Consider the following 16,750-nt stretch of genomic DNA (forward strand, 5'->3'; position numbering starts at 1 on the left):
GGAGACACCACGCTGGCCCGCCGCCGGGCGGGTCGGGGGGCGGGTCGGACAAGATGCTGGACTTTCGCACCGTGCGGGAGGCGTCCCCGGGGGCCAAGTGGCGGTCGCTGTTCGACTACCACTGGCCGGCCTACGAGCAGTGGTACCTGAGCGAGGGCGAGCGTGAGCGGCCGGCCTATCTGGCCTGCTACAACGCCTTGCGTCGCCATATGCCCGAGCTGGTGGACACCTATCGGACCCTGTGCGAGCTGGCCGGCGGGGGCGACCTCAGCGCTCGCTTGCTGAGCCTGTACCGGCCGCCGGCCTATATCACTGGCTGCTCCCAGGCGGTGCTGGCCCGGCCGTCGGCGACGGTGCTGGCCCGCAACTACGATTACCCGCCGGAGCTGTGTGAGGGCACCATCCTCTACAGCCGCTGGAACCAGCGTCGGGTGATCGCCATGTCGGATTGCCTGTGGGGTGTGCTCGACGGCATGAACGATGCCGGGCTGACGGTCTCCCTGGCCTTCGGCGGCCGCAAGGCGGTGGGCGATGGCTTCGGCGCGCCGATCATCCTGCGTTACGTGCTCGAGACCTGTGACGACGTGCCCCAGGCCGCCGAGGTGCTGAAGCGGGTGCCGACGCACATGGCCTACAACATCACCGTCGCCGACCGGAGCGGTCGCTATGTGACGGCGATGATCGCTCCCGACCGCCGCGCCAGCATCCGTCGCGTGCCGGTGGCCACCAACCACCAGAAGAAGATCGAGTGGTACGCCCATGCCCTGGCGTCGGAGACGCTGATCCGCGAGCGCCAGCTGTCGATCCTGGTGGACGACGAGGACACCAGCGAGGCGCGCCTCATCTCCGCCTTCGCCTCGCCGCCGCTGTTTCGTCATGACTACGGCCGCGGCCTGGGTACCATCTACACCGCCGTCTATCGCCCGACCGAGGGGCGAGTCGGCTTCCGCTGGCCGGGACTCGCCCTGGAGCTGGGCTTCGACGACTTTTCTGAGGAACGCATCACCGTGCGCTACGGGGCGCGGGGGCTCTATACGGGCTGAGAGGGTGCAGAACAAGAGCCACTAAGGGGACCGCCATGCACGAGAGCAGCCACACCGAAACGTCCTACACCGCGCTGGGGTTCTATCACAAGATTTCCCAACTGCGCGCCGATACCTGGAACGCGCTCAAGCGCGACCTCGGCCAGCTGGTGCGACTCAAGGGAGAGGGAGGCGAGCGCCAGCTGGTCAAGGCGATCGACGTCAAGCTGACTCGCCTGGAGATCATCGAGGACTACCACGCCTTCCCCTCAAAGGAGGATTTCCGGCACATCTGGGCGCTGTTCGACCGCGAGGAGTACGAGCTGCTCGAAAAGGTGGTCAAGCGCCTGGTGCGGGCGCTGATCAGCGAGTCCTACCGGCGTCGCCACGTCGACCTCAGCGAGACCGACGCCGATGCCGAGGATCTGGAAACCCTGGATGCCCTGAACCAGCTGCGTCGCGGCCACCCGGCCTCCAACAGCTCGGCTCAGCCCTACTTCGAGTTGCTGATCGTCGACAACTGCTCGCCCCAGGAAGAGGAGGTGGTGCGCGAGGCCTTCCACAACCTGCGCCGGCCCGAGGACCGCTTCGTCTATGACGTGGTCACCGCCCGCAGCTTCGAGGATGCCCTGATCGCGGTGCTGGTCAATCCCAACATCCAGGCCTGCCTGATCCGCTTCGACTTTCCCTTCAAGTCGAAGTACAACCTCAGCGCCCTGCGCGGCTATCTCGAGGGGTTGTCCGAGCAGTCGATAGAGACGCATTCCGAGGCGGAGCGCAGCATCCTGCTCAGCTCGATGATCCAGGAGCTGCGTCCGGAGGTGGACCAGTTCCTGGTCAGCAGCGGCGACGTGGAGAGTACCGCCAGCAGCGACATTCGCTACTTCAAGCGGATCTTCTACCGCGAGACCGACTACATCGAGCAGCATCACACCATCCTGCGGGCGATCGACGAGCGCTATCGCACGCCCTTCTTCGATGCGCTGCGCGAGTACAGCAAGAAGCCTACCGGCGTGTTCCATGCCATGCCCATCTCGCGCGGCAAGTCGGTGACCCGCTCGCACTGGGCGGGGCACATGATCGACTTCTACGGCATCAACATCTTCCTCGCCGAGACCTCGGCGACCTCGGGTGGCCTGGACTCGCTGCTGCAGCCCTTCGGGCCGATCAAGAAGGCCCAGGAATACGCCGCCCGAGCCTTTGGCGCCCGCCAGAGCTTCTTCGTGACCAACGGTACCTCGACCGCCAACAAGATCGTGGTCCAGGCGCTGATCAAGCCTCGAGACATCGTGCTGGTCGACCGCGACTGTCACAAGTCGCACCACTACGGCATGGTGCTGGCCGGGGCCCACGTCAGCTATCTGGATTCCTATCCCCTCAACGACTACTCGATGTACGGTGCGGTGCCGCTGCACGAGATCAAGAAGACCCTGCTTGCCTATCGTCGCGCCGGTGAACTCGATCGGGTGAAGATGCTGCTGCTGACCAACTGCACCTTCGACGGCGTGGTCTACAACGTGCGCCGGGTGATGGAGGAGTGCCTGGCGATCAAGCCGGATCTGGTGTTCCTGTGGGACGAGGCCTGGTTCGCCTTCGCTTCCTTCAATCCGACCTATCGGCCGCGCACCGCCATGCACGCGGCGCGCACGCTGCGCGACCGTTACCGCAGCGAGGCCTATCGCGAGGAGTACGCGGCCTGGAAGGCCGAGTTCGACGCCCTCGACCCCGACGACGACGCCACCTGGCTCGAGCGTCCGCTGCTGCCGGACCCCGATCTCGTGCGCATTCGCACCTACGCCACCCACTCCACCCACAAGACCCTGACCTCACTGCGTCAGGGCTCGATGATTCACGTCTACGATCAGGACTATCGTCAGCGCGTCGAGGCGCCTTTCCACGAGGCCTACATGACCCACACCTCGACGTCGCCCAACTACCAGATCCTGGCCTCGCTGGACGTGGGGCGCATGCAGGCCGAGATGGAAGGCTTCGAGCTGGTGCACGCCCAGGTCGAGGCGGCACTGTCACTGCGCGAGCAGCTGTATAATCATCCGCTGCTGCAGAAGTATTTCCGGGTGCTCAAGAACGCCGATATGGTGCCCGCGGAGTATCGGGAGTCCGGCGTCGAGTCCTACTACGATCCGGTGACCGGCTGGAATCAGATGGAAGAGGCCTGGGCGCGAGACGAGTTCGTGGTCGACCCCTCCCGGGTGACCATCGGCATCGGCGCGACCGGGGTCGACGGCGACGCCTTCAAGAACGAATACCTGATGAACAAGTACGGCATCCAGATCAACAAGACGTCGCGCAACACCGTGCTGTTCATGACCAACATCGGCACCACCCGGGGCTCCATCGCCTACCTGCTCGACGTGCTGATCAAGCTGGCCAAGGAGTTCGAGAACCGCTGGGAGGACAGCAGCCGTCCCGAACGCAAGATCATCGAGCACCGCGTCCACTCGCTGACCCGGGAGCTGCCGCCGCTGCCCGACTTCAGCCGCTTCCACGACGCCTTCCGTCGCGGCCCCGAGACCCCCGAGGGAGACATCCGCAGCGCCTACTTCCTGAGCTACGACGAGGAGAACACCGAGTACCTGCGCTTCGACAACGGCGAGCTGCAGGCCCAGGCGCGCCAGGGACGCGACGTGGTCTCGGCGAGCTTCGTGATTCCCTACCCGCCGGGCTTTCCGGTGCTGGTGCCGGGGCAGGTGGTCAGCGAGGAGATCCTGCACTTCCTGCAGGCCCTGGACGTCAAGGAGATCCACGGCTATCGCCCCGAGCTCGGCCTGCTGGTGTTCACCGAGGCCGCCCTGGCAGCGCCGCCGGCCTACTGAGGGCAGGACGAAAAAAATCGCAACTCTTTGGCGCCGGAACGAAAAAACGTCACGTCTCCGGCGCTCGACTTCAAAAACTCCCGCCCGCCTTCCTGCCTTACCCTGACTTCATCGCGCGGCAACCGCCGCGGAGCCATGTCATCGCCGATACGATCCTGCATCGGCGTTTCAGGGGAGGTGCTTATGACGCTGTCCAACATGCTCGACGACCCGCGCCTGTTCCGGCAGTACGCCTATGTCGACGGCAAGTGGACCCACGGCGACGAGGGCCGCGAGGATGCGGTCGTCGACCCGGCCACCGGTGAGGTGCTGGGCCATATTCCGCTGCTCGAGGCGGCGCAGATCGGCGCCGCCGTGGACGCCGCCGAGGCGGCCTTCGTGCACTGGCGGGCGCTGCGCGCCGACGAGCGCTGCGAGCGTCTGCTGGCCTGGTACGACCTGCTGCAGGCCCATCGCGAGGATCTGGCGCTGATCATGACCCGCGAGCAGGGCAAGCCGCTGCCGGACGCCCGCGGCGAGGTCGAGTACGGCGCCAGCTTCGTGCGCTGGTTCGCCGAGGAGGGCAAGCGTACCTTCGGCGAGACCATTCCCAGCCACATTCCCAACGCCGCGCTTGGCACGCTCAAGGAGCCGGTGGGCATCGCCGCGCTGATCACGCCCTGGAACTTCCCGCTGGCGATGATCACCCGCAAGGCCGCCGCCGCCATGGCCGCCGGCTGCCCGGTGATCGTCAAGCCGGCCCACGAGACGCCGTTCTCGGCGCTGGCGCTGGCCGAGCTGGCCGAGCGCGCCGGCATTCCGGCCGGCATCTTCAACGTGGTGCTGGGCGATGCCGCCCAGGTCTCGAAGCTTTTGTGCGATGAGGATCGCATCAAGGCGCTGTCGTTCACCGGCTCCACCCGGGTCGGCCGGCTGCTGATCGAGCAGTGCGCCCATACCGTCAAGCGGGTGTCGCTGGAGCTCGGCGGCAATGCGCCCTTCATCGTCGGCCCGGACATGGACCCCAAGGAAGCGGCCTTCGCCGCCGTGGCGGCCAAGTTCCAGACCGCCGGCCAGGACTGCCTGGCGGCCAACCGCATCCTGGTGCACGAGTCGATCCACGACGCCTTCGTCGAGCAGTTCGCCGAGCGCATGGCGGCGCTGACCGTGGGCAACGGCCTGGACGGCGAGGTCGACCTGGGGCCGCTGATCCACCGCCAGGCGGTGGACAAGGCCGCGGCCATCGTCGACGACGCCGTCTCCCGCGGCGCCACCCTGGTGGCCGGCGACCAGAACCGGGCGCCGGGCGAGAACTTCTTCATGCCGACCCTGTTGACCGGGGTGACGCCGCAGATGAAGGTCTGGCGCGAGGAGAACTTCGCCCCGGTGGCGGGCATCACCGCCTACCGCGACGACGACGAGGTCATCGAGATGGCCAACGACACCGAGTACGGCCTGGCCGCCTACGTCTACACCCACGACATCCGGCGCATCTGGAAGCTGCTGCGGGCGCTGGAGTACGGCATGGTCTCGGTCAACTCGGTGAAGATGACCGGCCCGCCGGTGCCCTTCGGCGGCGTCAAGCAGTCCGGCCTGGGCCGCGAGGGCGGCGTGACCGGCATCGACGAGTATCTGGAGACGAAGTACTACTGTCTCGGCGCCCTGGGCTCGGTATCAGGGAGCTAGCTGCGCTCGGCCATACGGCGTTGGATCCTGTCTCGGGCGCGAGTCCGATCGAACATGCTCATTTACGGAACGTAAACTCCGCTGTTCTCTCCAGGATCCGCCTTGTCTGGCCGTCGCTCGCAGAGCTCTCTTGTTTTGAGGCAGAAGTTTTTTCAGCAAGCTGTGCCCGAGCGGCGCGGGTTTAGGAAGAGGATCGGCGGTGGCCGGTCCGCGCATGACGAACGACGAACCTCCTCCCCGACGGCGTCGGGGAGTCCTACTGGAGACACGCATGACCACCCATCAGGACCTGATCGACCGCGACCGCAAGGTGACCTTCCACGCCTCCACCCACCTGCGCGACTTCGCCCACGGCGACGCGCCGGGCCGCGTGATCACCGGTGGCAAGGGCATCAACATCGTCGACAAGGACGGCCGCGAGTTCATCGACGGCTTCGCCGGCCTGTACTGCGTCAACATCGGCTATGGCCGCACCGAGGTGGCCGAGGCCATCTACCAGCAGGCCCTCGAGATGTCCTACTACCACACCTATGTGGGGCACTCGAACGAGCCGCAGATCGCCCTGTCCGAGAAGATCCTCGAGCTGGCCGGCCCCGGCATGTCCAAGGTCTACTACGGCATGTCCGGCAGTGACGCCAACGAGACCCAGCTCAAGATCGTGCGTTACTACAACAACGTGCTCGGTCGTCCGCAGAAGAAGAAGGTCATCTCGCGCATGCGCGGCTACCACGGCTCCGGCATCGCCACCGGCTCGCTGACCGGCCTCAAGGCCTTCCACGACCAGTTCGACCTGCCGATGGACGGCATCCTGCACACCGAGGCGCCGTACTACTACCACCGCGCCGCCGAGCAGGAGGGCATGACCGAGCGCGAGTTCTCCAGGCACTGCGCCGCCAGGCTCGAGGAGATGATCCTGGCCGAGGGCCCGGACACCGTGGCCGCCTTCATCGGCGAGCCGGTGCTCGGCACCGGCGGCATCGTGCCGCCGCCGGAAGGCTACTGGGACGAGATCCAGGCCGTGCTCGACAAGTACGACGTGCTGCTGATCGCCGACGAGGTGGTGTGCGGCTTCGGGCGCATCGGCGCCGACTTCGGCAGCCACCACTACGGCATCAAGCCGGACCTGATGACCACCGCCAAGGGCCTGACCAGCGCCTACCAGCCGCTCTCCGCCGTGATCGTCGGCGACCGCGTGTGGCGGGTGCTCGAGCAGGGCACCGGCGAATACGGCCCGATCGGCCACGGCTGGACCTACTCCGGCCACGCCCTGGGCTGTGCCGCCGGCCTGGCCAACCTGGCGATCATCGAGCGCGAAGGCCTGACCGCCAACGCCGCCGAGACCGGCGCCTACCTGCAGGAGCGCATGGCCGCGACCTTCGGCGACCACCCGATCGTCGGCCAGGCGCGCGGCGTCGGCATGCTGGCCTCGCTGGAGTTCTCCGCCGACCCGGAGAAGCGCACCCACTTCGATCCGTCGCTCAAGGTCGCGCCGCGCATCGCCGCCGCCGCCCTCGAGGAGAACCTGATCGCCCGCGCCATGCCGCAGGGTGACATCCTCGGCTTCGCCCCGCCGCTGGTCGCCACCCGCGATGAGGTCGACGAGATCATCGCCCGCACCGAGCGCGCGGTGAACAAGGTCACCGACGAGCTGACCCGCGAAGGCGTGCTGCAGACCGCCTGATCGCCTCCTGCCTCCAGAAACGCCGCGGCCCCGCCCGCGGCGTTTCTGGTTCCGGGCGCCGCACTCGCCCTTCGTCCCCTTGTGCCGGGCGCGATGCTGCCCCAGTCTTGGGAAGGTTTTTCGTATGGAGGAAGACGCCCATGGCGACGCTACTGGCCTTCGATGTCTATGGCACCCTGATCGATACCCACGGCATAGTGACCGAGCTGGAGCAGCAGCTGGCCGCCCCCGAGCAGGCGACGGAGTTCTCGCGCCGCTGGCGCGACAAGCAGCTCGAGTACAGCTTCCGGCGTGGCCTGATGGGGACCTACGTGGACTTCGCCCGCTGCACCCGGGAGGCACTCGAGTACACCGACCGGGCGCTGCAGACCCGGCTGTCCGAGGCCGACAAGGACCACCTGATGAGCCGCTACGCTCAGCTGCCGGCCTTCCCCGATGCCGCGCCGGCATTGGCGCGGCTGGCCGAGGCCGGCATCAGCTGCGTGGCCTTCTCCAACGGCAGCCAGGAAGCCGTGACCCGCCTGCTCTCCGCGGCGGGGCTGCGCGATCGTTTCGAGGAGATCGTCAGCGTCGACGAAGTGAAGCGCTTCAAGCCCGATCCGTCGGTCTACTTCCACCTTCGCCAGAGCCTCGAGGCCGAGCCGGACGATACCTGGCTGGTCTCCAGCAACGCCTTCGACGTGATCGGTGCGCGTCATGCGGGCCTGCACGCGGCCTGGGTGAGGCGCAGCCCGGAGGCCCCCTTCGACCCCTGGGGCATCGAGCCCGACTTCACCGTGGCCGGCCTCGATGCGCTGGCCGATCGGCTGACCTGAGCCGGCCTCATCCGGGGCAGTCGGGCGGCGTGGGCGAGGCGGAGAGGGCGAGGTGGGTGAACCAGGCCGTGGCATCGACGCCGGCGTTGTCACCGTCGCTCATCAGGGCCAGGCCGTCGATGCTGGCCGGGCGGCTGCCGAACAGGCGCCGGTAGTCCGCGCCGACGTCGCGCACCTCCGCCACCCACTCGCCGACTCGCGCGTCGCCGCTGCGCAGCGCCAACAGCCGGGCGCGATCGGTGAAGGCGTTGGGCCAGGCGCTGTCGGCCGGCTGGGTCGAGGCCCAGACGTAGTTCACCGACTCCACCTGCCAGGGCAGCAGCCCCGTCTTGCGGGCCACGTAGACCCGGGCCGGGTAGTCGTCGCCGTCCTGGCGCGTCTCGTCGAGCCCCGGATGGGTCTCCGAGACGCGCCAGCACCAGTGCAGATAGGGCGTCGCCTCGAGGTCGATCTCGCGCTCCAGGTACTTGGCCGAGGCCTGCCCCCTGGCGCGGGCCCGAAGCGCCCGGGTGCCCGCCAGGTCGACGACCCGGTACTCGGTCTCGCCGGCGAAGGCTCGGGTCGGCCAGTCGTGAATCGCCTTCGGCGAGAAGTGCAGGTCGTCGGCCGCTCCGGTGAGGCCTGCCCCGGCCAGCAGCGGTCCGGCCAGCAGTGCGGCGAGCCGCCGGCGGCCCGTCGGGCGACCCGGGCATGTCTGGGGGGAAACGCGTGGCGATCGAATCGTCATGGGGGCACTCCAGGGATCGGGGAACCGGGCTCGGTCGAGGACGCCCGGCCATCCTTACAGCGTCGTCGGCCGACGGCCGCGCCCTGGGCCCCACCTATCCGCCGTCGGCGGCCCCGATCGGCCGCCCCGGCGGGTGGACTTGCCAGGGTCGCGGGGGTTGGCCACGCTGTGCGGGCCATCCACGAGAAGGAACAGACATCATGAGCAGAGCAGTGATCGGGGCGGCCCTGGGCCTGCTGCTGGCCGCGGCGCCGGTCGTGCAGGCGGAGACCCACGGCATCATGCATCTCGAATCGGACGATGCGTTCGAGCGCGTCGACCAGCGGCTGCGCGCGGCGATCGAGGAGAAGGGGCTGACCCTGATGACCGTGGTCGACCATGCGGCCAATGCGCAGCGCGTGGATCTCGCGCTGCCGCCGACCCGCACCTTCGTGTTCGGCAACCCGGCGGCGGGCACGCCCATGATGCAGTGCCAGGGCAGCACGGCGCTGGACCTGCCGCAGAAGATGGTGGTGAGGGAGACCGACGAGGGCGTGCGCCTGGAGTGGAACTCGCCCCACTACCTGGCCGAGCGTCACGGCCTGGAGGGCTGTGAGCTGCCCCTGGAGAAGATCGCCGGCGTGCTCGAGGGCCTGGCCGGGGCCGCCGCGGGCCGCTGACTCAAGCCGGCGGTTCGTCGCTGTCCTCGGGGCCGAAGCGCCGGCCGGCCTCGTGCAGCAGCGTGAACTGCCGGTTGCACTCCCGGCAGGCGCCGCACATGGCGAGGTGCAGCCGCAGCGAGAGCCGCTCCTGGAAGCTGAGGGGGCGGTCCTGGCGCAGCGACATCAGGCGGGTTGCTTCTTTGCACATCATCATGAGGCATCTCCCTCGAGCCAGCCCTGCTCGATGCAGGCGCGCAGTTTCAGCCGGGCGCGATGCAGCATGACCCAGCAGTTGTTCTCCTTGATCTCGAGCTCCCGGCAGATCTCCTCGGTGGAGAGGCCCATCAGCTCGCGCAGGGAGAAGATCCGTGCGGCGCTGTCGGGCAGGGCGATCATGCAGGCGTCGAAGACGCGCCAGAAGTGCTCGCTCTCGAAGGCGGCCTCGGGCTCGCCCCAGCTCTGGGGCCTGGCATCCGGCCGCCAGTGGCCGCTCTGCTGGAACTGGCGGTCGATCGCCTCCTCGTCGTTCTCGTCCGCCAGCGGCTGCCACTGCCCATGGCGCTTCTGGGCGCGCATGGCGTCGAGGATCTTGTACTTGAGGATGCCGAAGACCCAGGTCTCGTAGCCCGAGCGCCCGGCGAAGCTGTCGTTCTTCTCGATGGCGGACATCATGGCCTCCTGTACGGCATCCTCTGCCCGGCTTCGATCCCGCAGATGCATGAGGGCGAAGGAGACCAGTCGCGGCCTCACTGCCGTGAGCCGCTCCATTCGGTGTGCCTTGTCATCCATCGCTCGGTCGCCATCCCCATCGCGTGTCGCCGTGATGGGGAACGAGTCTACCAGCAGGGTTTTGCCGTCGTGTAGTGAGACTCCGTTTAAAGCATTGTGGAGAGTCTTGAGTCGTGGCGTGCCGACCTTCCTTACAGGGTGGGACGCGAGTCGCGGCGCCCCTGATGGCGGGGGGCGAGGAAGTCGATGCCGAGCGAAGCGCTCAGGCGGTCCAGCCGGGAGAGATCCTCGGGGCGGTCGACGTTCCAGAGCCGGGCCGTGCAGGCGAGGCGCCAGCCCATCGCCATGGCGCGCTCGCGGGTCTGGGCCATGCCCCGATCCATGCCCCAGTCGACGCCCTGATACAGGCCGGCGTCTCGTCGCGGCTGCCGCCGTCGACCACCAGGAGCTCCATACCGCCCGCCTTCATCGCCTGCAGGTGGGTCAGGGTCGCCTCGATGATGGCGGCCTCGTTCAGCGTCGGAAGCACAATGCTCAGCCGGAGCGGGGTCGACATCGCGGTGCTCCAGAGGGATCGGCCGGGCATCGCCTCACCGGCCCGCGGGCGAGAGCTCGATCACCCGCCCGCCGGCGGCCTCGGCGTCCTCGCGGTCGTGGGTGACCAGCAGGCTCGGCAGGCCGGCCTCGCGCAGGTGCTCGAAGACCAGCCGGCGCATCGCCTGGCGCAGGTGGGTGTCGAGCTTCGAGAAGGGCTCGTCGAGCAGCACCGCGCTGGGGGCCGAGAGCAGCAGGCGCATCAGCGCCACCCGCGCCTTCTGGCCGCCGGAGAGCGTGGCCGGATCGCGCTCGCCGAATCCGGCCAGCCCGACGTGCGCGAGCGCCTGCTCGACCCGGGCGGCCTTGTCGGCGCCGGGGCCGGCGAGGCCGAAGCGCAGGTTGCCGGCCACCGAGAGGTGGGGGAAGAGCAGCGGGTCCTGGAACAGCAGGCCGATGCCGCGGCGTTCGGCGGGCAGGGGCGTGAGGTCGCGGCCGTCCAGCAGGATGCGGCCCGCGGCCGTGAACTCGGGCGCCAGGAAGCCGGCCAGGAAGGCCAGCAGGGTCGACTTGCCCGAGCCGGAGGGGCCCATGACGGTGAGCACCTCGCCCGGGCCGATCTCGGCGTCGAGGGCGACCAGGGGCGTGTCGCCCAGGCGGATGTGGAGGTCGCGAAGTGCGAGTCGATGGGGCGTGGTCATGGGGCTCCCTGCATGCCGCGGCGGTGTGACCATAGCAGTTTCGGCAGTCCGATGGCGATCGCGAAGCCCGCCAGCGGCAGGCCCGCCTGGACCAGCGCCCAGACCCCGATCACCCGGCGGTTGCCGCCGGCGGCCAGCGATACCGCCTCGGTGGTGACGGTGCTCGCCCGGCCCGCGCCGAGCAGCTGGGTGGGGAGGTACTGGCCGATGCTCACGGCCAGGCCCACCGCGCAGGCGGTGAGCAGCGGGGCCAGCAGCATCGGCAGCCGGACCCGCCAGAAGACCGCGTTGGGCGAGGCGCCGAGGGTCAGGGCGAGCCGGGCCCAGCGCGGGTCGATCCGCCGGTAGGCCTCCGAGAGCGACAGGAAGACGTAGGGCAGCACGAACAGCAGGTGGCCGAAGACGATCAGGCCGTGGGACGGCCGGGTACCGAGCTGTTCCATCACCACCACCAGCCCGAACAGGAAGGCGATCTGCGGCACGATCAGCGGCAGGTAGAGCAGCCAAAGCGTCTTCGAGGCGGTGCGCCCGGTGCGCTGCTCGTTCTCGAGTGCCGCCAGCACCAGCACCGCGGCGAGCAGGGTGGCGCCCAGCGCGATCAGCGCCGTCGAGGCGAGGGGCTCGCCGAGGGCGGGCAGCGCCTGGGCCCAGTGATCCAGCGTCATGGTGCGGGGCAGGGCGTCGGGGAAGCGCCAGAACCCGGCCACCGAGGTGATCGCCAGGCCGCCGACGCCGGCGAAGGCGATCCCGGTGGCGAGCAGGATCGGCAGCTTGCCGGCGAGGCGCAGGCCGGCCTCGCCCCGGGCGCGCCCGCCGCGGGCGATCCAGCCCGTCATCAGCCTTGCCATGAGCCGCTCCAGCCCCCACCAGGCCAGCAGCGCGGCGGCGGTGACGCCGAGCTGCAGGATCGCGCCGGCCGAGGCCAGGAAGCGCTGCTCGAGGTCGGGGTCGCTGAACCAGGTGAGGATCGACACGGCGAGCGTCGGCGGCAGGGTCGGGCCGAGGATCATCGCCACGTCCACCACCGAGGAGGCGTAGGCGATCACCGCGAACACCGGCAGGCGGATCAGCGGATAGAGCGCCGGCGCCACCACCTTGAGCCAGGCGATGGCGGGGCGGTAGCCCAGCGAGCGGGCCATGGCCACCCGGCGCTCGGCGTCGAGCTGGGGCAGCGCGGCCAGGCTCATCAGCAGCAGGAAGGGCACCTCCTTGATGACGAGTCCCGCGATCAGCGAGAGCCCCCAGGGATCCTGCACGATCAGCAGGTCCGGCGGCTGCTCCCAGCCGGTCAGTGCCGGCGAGGCCAGCCTTGCGAGCAGCCCCGTGGGGGCGATCAGGAAGGCCAGCCCGAAGGCCGCGGCGGCGTGGGGAATCGAGAGCAGCGGCGAGACCAGCCGCCGGATCCAGCGATCGAGCCGGCTGCCGCTCGCCGCGGCCAGGTAGAGCAGCACCACGGCCAGCGACAGGGCGGTGGCGACGAGGCCGCCGGCGAAGCTGATGGCGACCGAGCGGCCGATGCCCGGCTGGGCGGCCAGCGCCCGCCAGGGCGCCAGCGAGAGGCCCTCGCCGCCGAGCGCCGGCAGGTAGCCGAAGGCCGGCAGCAGGGCCATGGCGAGGCCCGCCAGGATCGGCGCGACCAGCAGGGTGACGATCAGTGCGGGGGCGAGGCGCAGCATCATCGGGCCGGCCCCGCCTCGCCCGCACCGCAGGGGCTAGCGCTCGTCCTCATCGGCCGACGTAGCGCGCCTGCCAGGCGTCCTGCAGTGACGTCATCCAGCTGGGGTGCGGCTCGGGCAGGGTGCGCGCGAGGGCGCCCGCCGGCAGCATCGCCGGGTTCTCCGCGTCCAGTGCGAACCGTGCCTGGTCCTCTGCCGGCAGCCGGGCGACGTCGAGCACGGTGCGGTCACCCCAGACGTCGAGGTCCTGCTTGGTCGCCTGGGCCTCCGGGGACAGCAGGTAGTCGGCGATGACCATGGCGCCGGCCTGGTGGGGCGAGTTGTAGGGGATGGCGACGAAGTGCACGTTGCCGAGGGTGCCGCTGTCGGGCACGTAGCTGCGCGTGCTCGGGGGCAGCTCGTAGTCGGCCACCGCCGCGGCCGGCTCCGAGGGGGTGAAGGTGAAGGCCAGCGAGAGCGCGCCGTCGCCCATCAGGCGGCGCATCTCGGGGCCGCTGGCGGGGAACTGGCGGCCGCCGCGCCACAGGTGCGGGTGCAGGGCATCCAGGTAGTCCCACAGCGGGGCGGTGACGGCAGCGAAGTCGCTCTCCTCGACCGGCGCGTAGAGTGCCTTGTCCCGGTCGGTGAGCTCGATCAGCGCCTGCTTGAGGAAGGTGCTGCCGGTGAAGTCGGGAATGCGCGGGTAGGTGAAGCGCCCCGGATTGGCCTTGGCCCAGGCGAGCAGCCCTTCGATGTCCTGGGGGAGCGTGTCATGGGCGTCGCCATTCCCGCGGAAGGCGTCGCTGTCGTAGTAGTAGGTGATCTGCGCCCGGCCCCAGGGAGACTCGTAGCCCTCGGTGGGCAGGGTGAAGTCGGTGATCACCTCGGGGTTATCCGCCGGGCGGGTCAGGGCGAAGTTCGGCAGCGCGCGGGCGAAGGGGCCGAACAGCAGATCGTTCTCCTTCATGGCGGCGAAGTTCTCGCCGTTGATCCAGATCAGGTCGACGTTGCCGGCGGTGTCGTTGCCGGCCTGCTTCTCCGCCAGCACCCGGGAGACCGCCTCGGCGGTGTTGCCGACCTTGACGTGCTCGAGGTCGATGCCGAAGCGCGCATCGACGCGCCCGGCCACCCAGTCGATGTAGTCGTTGGTGCGCTGGTCGCCGGCCCAGGCGTACCAGTAGACCGTCTGGCCGCGGGCCTCCTCGAGCACGGCCGGCCAGTCGGTCGGGTCGGGGGCGGCCATGAGCCCCGTGCTGGTCAGCAGGGCCGGCAGCAGGGCGGCCAGCCGGAGAGAGGGTGCGCGCATCGTGGATCCTCTTGGTGAAGGTGAACAGGGGGCAAGGGGGCATGCGTCAGGACGCAAGGCGGCGTTGCAGGTCGCGATGCTCGCCGCGCACGTGCTCGATGGCGGCCACCGACAGGTAGTGGTCCACGCGCTCGCGCACGTGGGCGATCAGGGCGTCGTCGCTCAGCGCCGCGGACCAGTCCTCGCCGCGCCGCCGCGCATCCTGCGCCCGCCGATGGCTGGCGCGCCACCCAGTCGCCCCCGGTCCGCTCGAGCCACAGATGGTGGTGGGCGAGGCCCGTGTCGGCCATCGGGCGCAGCGCCGCGATGCCCGCGTCGAGGCCCGTGCGGGCCAGGGCCGCGGCCAGCGGGTCGCGGAGGGTCGACGGGACCCGCGGCGTGTCGCGGCGAGAGTCGGTGTCCGGCATGACGCTCCTTGTTCGGGGACGATGGTCATGGATGGTCGCATGAGGGCGCCTCACCTTACACGCACCTCGACGATGCGGCTGCACGCCCGCCTGGCCCGCAGGAGATCACGCCAGTGGGCCGGCGCCGGGTCTCCGTCGCGCCATGGGCCGAGCCGGGGCAGTACGGCGACGACAGATGGCGCTGCGACCGGCCGCAGGGCGCGAGTCGCAGCGGGCAACGAGGGGGAAGGGCATCGGCGCGTTCGCGGCGAGGCTCGTGGCGTCATCGACGGGGCGTATGCCTTGCGCGGCCGGCCGCGTGTCTCGGCGATGCCGCTGTCTGGCGGGGGGAAGGCCCGCGCCGAGCCTTCTTCGGGTGCGACGACTACACTGATCGGCAGGTGCCAATGATAGGGATCTTGCGCGGTGTGGCCAGCCCTCACCCGTATTCCGAGAGCCCGGGCGAGGTGCCCATGATGTTTCGATCGTCCCTGCCGCATCGCGTGCTGCTCTGGTTCAGCCTGGCCTGCCTGCTGCTGGGCGGGCTCGCCGCCTGGCAGGCGAGCGCCCAGGAGGAGCGGGGCACGGCCCTGGTGATGACGCTCGACGGCGCCATCGGCCCGGCCACCGGTGACTACTTCCTGCGCGGCCTGGAGATCGCCGCCGAGCGCGAGGCGCGGCTGGTGGTGGTACGGCTGGACACGCCCGGGGGCCTCGACGCCTCCATGCGCGACATGATCTCGGCGATGCTGTCCTCGGAGATTCCGGTAGCGTTCTATGTCTCGCCCGGCGGGGCCCGGGCGGCCAGCGCCGGCACCTACCTGCTCTATGCCAGCCACGTGGCGGCCATGGCGCCGGCCACCCATCTCGGCTCGGCCACGCCGGTGCAGATCGGCGGCGGGGGCGGGCTGCCCGGCATCGGCGAGCCGGAAGCGCCGGACGACGCCGAGGCGCAGGAAGCGGCGCCCACGTCCGACGCCAAGGCGAAGTCGGCCGCCGCGACGGAGGGGGGCGACGAGGCAGGCGACGAGGCAGGCGAGGCCTCGGCCGGGGAGGGCGATGACACGGCGGCGGGTGATCAGCAGGCCGCCCCCAAGCGCCGCGGCGAGACCGCCATGGAGCGCAAGGTGCTGGAGGACGCCGTGGCCTATATCCGCTCGCTGGCCGATCGCCACGGCCGCAACGCCGACTGGGCCGAGGAAGCGGTGCGCGAGGCGGTCAATCTCACCGCCCGGGAGGCGCTGGAGCGGAACGTCATCGACGTGCTGGCGAGCGACCTCGACGATCTGTTCGCCCAGCTCGACGGCCGCGAGGTGGTGATGGAGAACGGCACCGTCACGCTTCAGACCGCGGACCTGGTCGTCGAACGCTTCGATCCCGATTGGCGCACCCGGCTGCTGGAGGTGATCACCAACCCCAACGTGGCCTACTTCCTGATGATCATCGGCTTCTACGGCCTGATCTTCGAGCTCTCCAACCCCGGCAGCCTGGTGCCGGGCACCATCGGCATCATCTGCCTGCTGCTGGCGCTGTTCGCCTTCCAGGTGCTGCCCGTCAACTATGCCGGCCTGGCGCTGATCCTGGTGGGGCTGGGGCTGATCGTCGGCGAGGCGCTGATGCCCAGCTTCGGCATCCTGGGCATCGGCGGCATCGTGGCCTTCGTGATCGGATCGGTGATGCTCATGGACGCGGATACCCTGAATATTTCCCTGCCGCTGATCGGCGGCGTGGCCCTGGTGGCGGCGGGCCTGATGCTGTGGGTGATGACCCGCTTCCTGGGCCTGCGGCGGCGCACGCCGCGCACCGGTCAGGAGGAGCTGATCCGCACCGAGGCGGTGGCGCTGGAGGACTTCCAGGGCGACGGCCATGTGCGGCTGCACGGCGAGCGCTGGAACGCCCGCAGCGAGCAGCCGCTGCGCCGCGGACAGACGGTGCGGGTGGTCGCCATCGACGGGCTCACCGTCGACGTCGAGTCGCTTCAGGCCGCGGCCGCCGATAGCGCGTGATGTCTCGACCCTGAAACCGATACGTCCCGAAACTGATGGAGACACGAC

General features: G+C 69.6%; 14 protein-coding genes and 1 pseudogene. 7 read left to right on the forward strand and 8 right to left on the reverse strand.

Going from position 1 to position 16,750, the window contains the following annotated elements; all coding sequences use genetic code 11:
* Positions 1 to 53 precede the first annotated feature (53 nt).
* The 5 genes from ACGTNF_RS09330 (at position 54) to ACGTNF_RS09350 (ending at position 8,017) form a co-directional block, all read left to right on the forward strand.
* The gene (locus ACGTNF_RS09330) at positions 54 to 1,043 is read left to right on the forward strand and encodes a C45 family autoproteolytic acyltransferase/hydrolase (RefSeq protein WP_394601465.1); all 990 of its coding nucleotides are present in this window, start codon (positions 54 to 56) and stop codon (positions 1,041 to 1,043) included.
* Positions 1,044 to 1,078: 35 nt separating this feature from the next.
* Positions 1,079 to 3,856, forward strand: coding sequence for an aminotransferase class I/II-fold pyridoxal phosphate-dependent enzyme (locus ACGTNF_RS09335; RefSeq protein ID WP_016855714.1), 2,778 nt, complete (start codon positions 1,079 to 1,081; stop codon positions 3,854 to 3,856).
* 183 nt (positions 3,857 to 4,039) lie between these two features.
* On the forward strand, positions 4,040 to 5,521 hold the full coding sequence (locus ACGTNF_RS09340) for an NAD-dependent succinate-semialdehyde dehydrogenase (RefSeq protein ID WP_394601466.1): 1,482 nt from the start codon (positions 4,040 to 4,042) through the stop codon (positions 5,519 to 5,521).
* 271 nt (positions 5,522 to 5,792) lie between these two features.
* Entirely contained in the window at positions 5,793 to 7,202 is a 1,410-nt protein-coding gene (locus ACGTNF_RS09345; RefSeq protein WP_394601467.1) for an aminotransferase, read from the forward strand.
* A 140-nt stretch (positions 7,203 to 7,342) separates the two neighbouring features.
* Complete coding sequence (locus ACGTNF_RS09350; RefSeq protein WP_016855717.1) at positions 7,343 to 8,017, forward strand: haloacid dehalogenase type II; 675 nt, start codon at positions 7,343 to 7,345, stop codon at positions 8,015 to 8,017.
* A gap of 7 nt (positions 8,018 to 8,024) precedes the next feature.
* On the opposite strand, the gene ACGTNF_RS09355 is transcribed toward ACGTNF_RS09350, so the two are convergent.
* Positions 8,025 to 8,744 carry a DUF3047 domain-containing protein gene (locus ACGTNF_RS09355; protein ID WP_394601468.1) on the reverse strand — a complete coding sequence of 240 codons (720 nt, stop codon included), beginning with the start codon at positions 8,742 to 8,744 and terminating at the stop codon, positions 8,025 to 8,027.
* 200 nt (positions 8,745 to 8,944) lie between these two features.
* Here ACGTNF_RS09355 and ACGTNF_RS09360 point away from each other — a divergent pair, with 200 nt between their 5' ends.
* The gene (locus ACGTNF_RS09360) at positions 8,945 to 9,403 is read left to right on the forward strand and encodes a DUF302 domain-containing protein (RefSeq protein WP_394601469.1); all 459 of its coding nucleotides are present in this window, start codon (positions 8,945 to 8,947) and stop codon (positions 9,401 to 9,403) included.
* A 1-nt stretch (position 9,404) separates the two neighbouring features.
* On the opposite strand, the gene ACGTNF_RS09365 is transcribed toward ACGTNF_RS09360, so the two are convergent.
* The 7 genes and pseudogenes from ACGTNF_RS09365 to ACGTNF_RS09395 form a co-directional block, all read right to left on the reverse strand.
* On the reverse strand, positions 9,405 to 9,599 hold the full coding sequence (locus ACGTNF_RS09365; protein ID WP_016855720.1) for a zf-HC2 domain-containing protein: 195 nt from the start codon (positions 9,597 to 9,599) through the stop codon (positions 9,405 to 9,407).
* Positions 9,596 to 10,174, reverse strand: a complete 579-nt coding sequence (locus ACGTNF_RS09370; protein ID WP_026068524.1) for a sigma-70 family RNA polymerase sigma factor — start codon at positions 10,172 to 10,174, stop codon at positions 9,596 to 9,598. Before ACGTNF_RS09370 ends, ACGTNF_RS09365 begins: the two co-directional genes overlap by 4 nt.
* Before the next feature lie 131 nt (positions 10,175 to 10,305).
* Positions 10,306 to 10,485 carry a hypothetical protein gene (locus ACGTNF_RS09375; RefSeq protein ID WP_394601551.1) on the reverse strand — a complete coding sequence of 60 codons (180 nt, stop codon included), beginning with the start codon at positions 10,483 to 10,485 and terminating at the stop codon, positions 10,306 to 10,308.
* 38 nt (positions 10,486 to 10,523) lie between these two features.
* A pseudogene (locus tag ACGTNF_RS09380) lies at positions 10,524 to 10,700 on the reverse strand (glycosyltransferase); the annotation flags it as partial.
* 4 nt (positions 10,701 to 10,704) lie between these two features.
* Positions 10,705 to 11,349, reverse strand: a complete 645-nt coding sequence (locus tag ACGTNF_RS09385) for an ATP-binding cassette domain-containing protein (RefSeq protein ID WP_394601470.1) — start codon at positions 11,347 to 11,349, stop codon at positions 10,705 to 10,707.
* Entirely contained in the window at positions 11,346 to 13,025 is a 1,680-nt protein-coding gene (locus ACGTNF_RS09390) for an ABC transporter permease (RefSeq protein WP_394601547.1), read from the reverse strand. Before ACGTNF_RS09390 ends, ACGTNF_RS09385 begins: the two co-directional genes overlap by 4 nt.
* Before the next feature lie 49 nt (positions 13,026 to 13,074).
* Positions 13,075 to 14,310 (reverse strand): ABC transporter substrate-binding protein, encoded by a 1,236-nt coding sequence (locus ACGTNF_RS09395; protein WP_394601471.1) that lies wholly within the window; start codon positions 14,308 to 14,310, stop codon positions 13,075 to 13,077.
* A gap of 862 nt (positions 14,311 to 15,172) precedes the next feature.
* Between ACGTNF_RS09395 and ACGTNF_RS09400 the strand changes: the two genes are divergently transcribed.
* Positions 15,173 to 16,702, forward strand: coding sequence for an NfeD family protein (locus ACGTNF_RS09400; protein ID WP_394601472.1), 1,530 nt, complete (start codon positions 15,173 to 15,175; stop codon positions 16,700 to 16,702).
* Positions 16,703 to 16,750: the final 48 nt, after the last annotated feature.

The organism is Halomonas sp. B23F22_10, assembly GCF_043496975.1.
Taxonomy (GTDB): domain Bacteria; phylum Pseudomonadota; class Gammaproteobacteria; order Pseudomonadales; family Halomonadaceae; genus Halomonas; species Halomonas smyrnensis.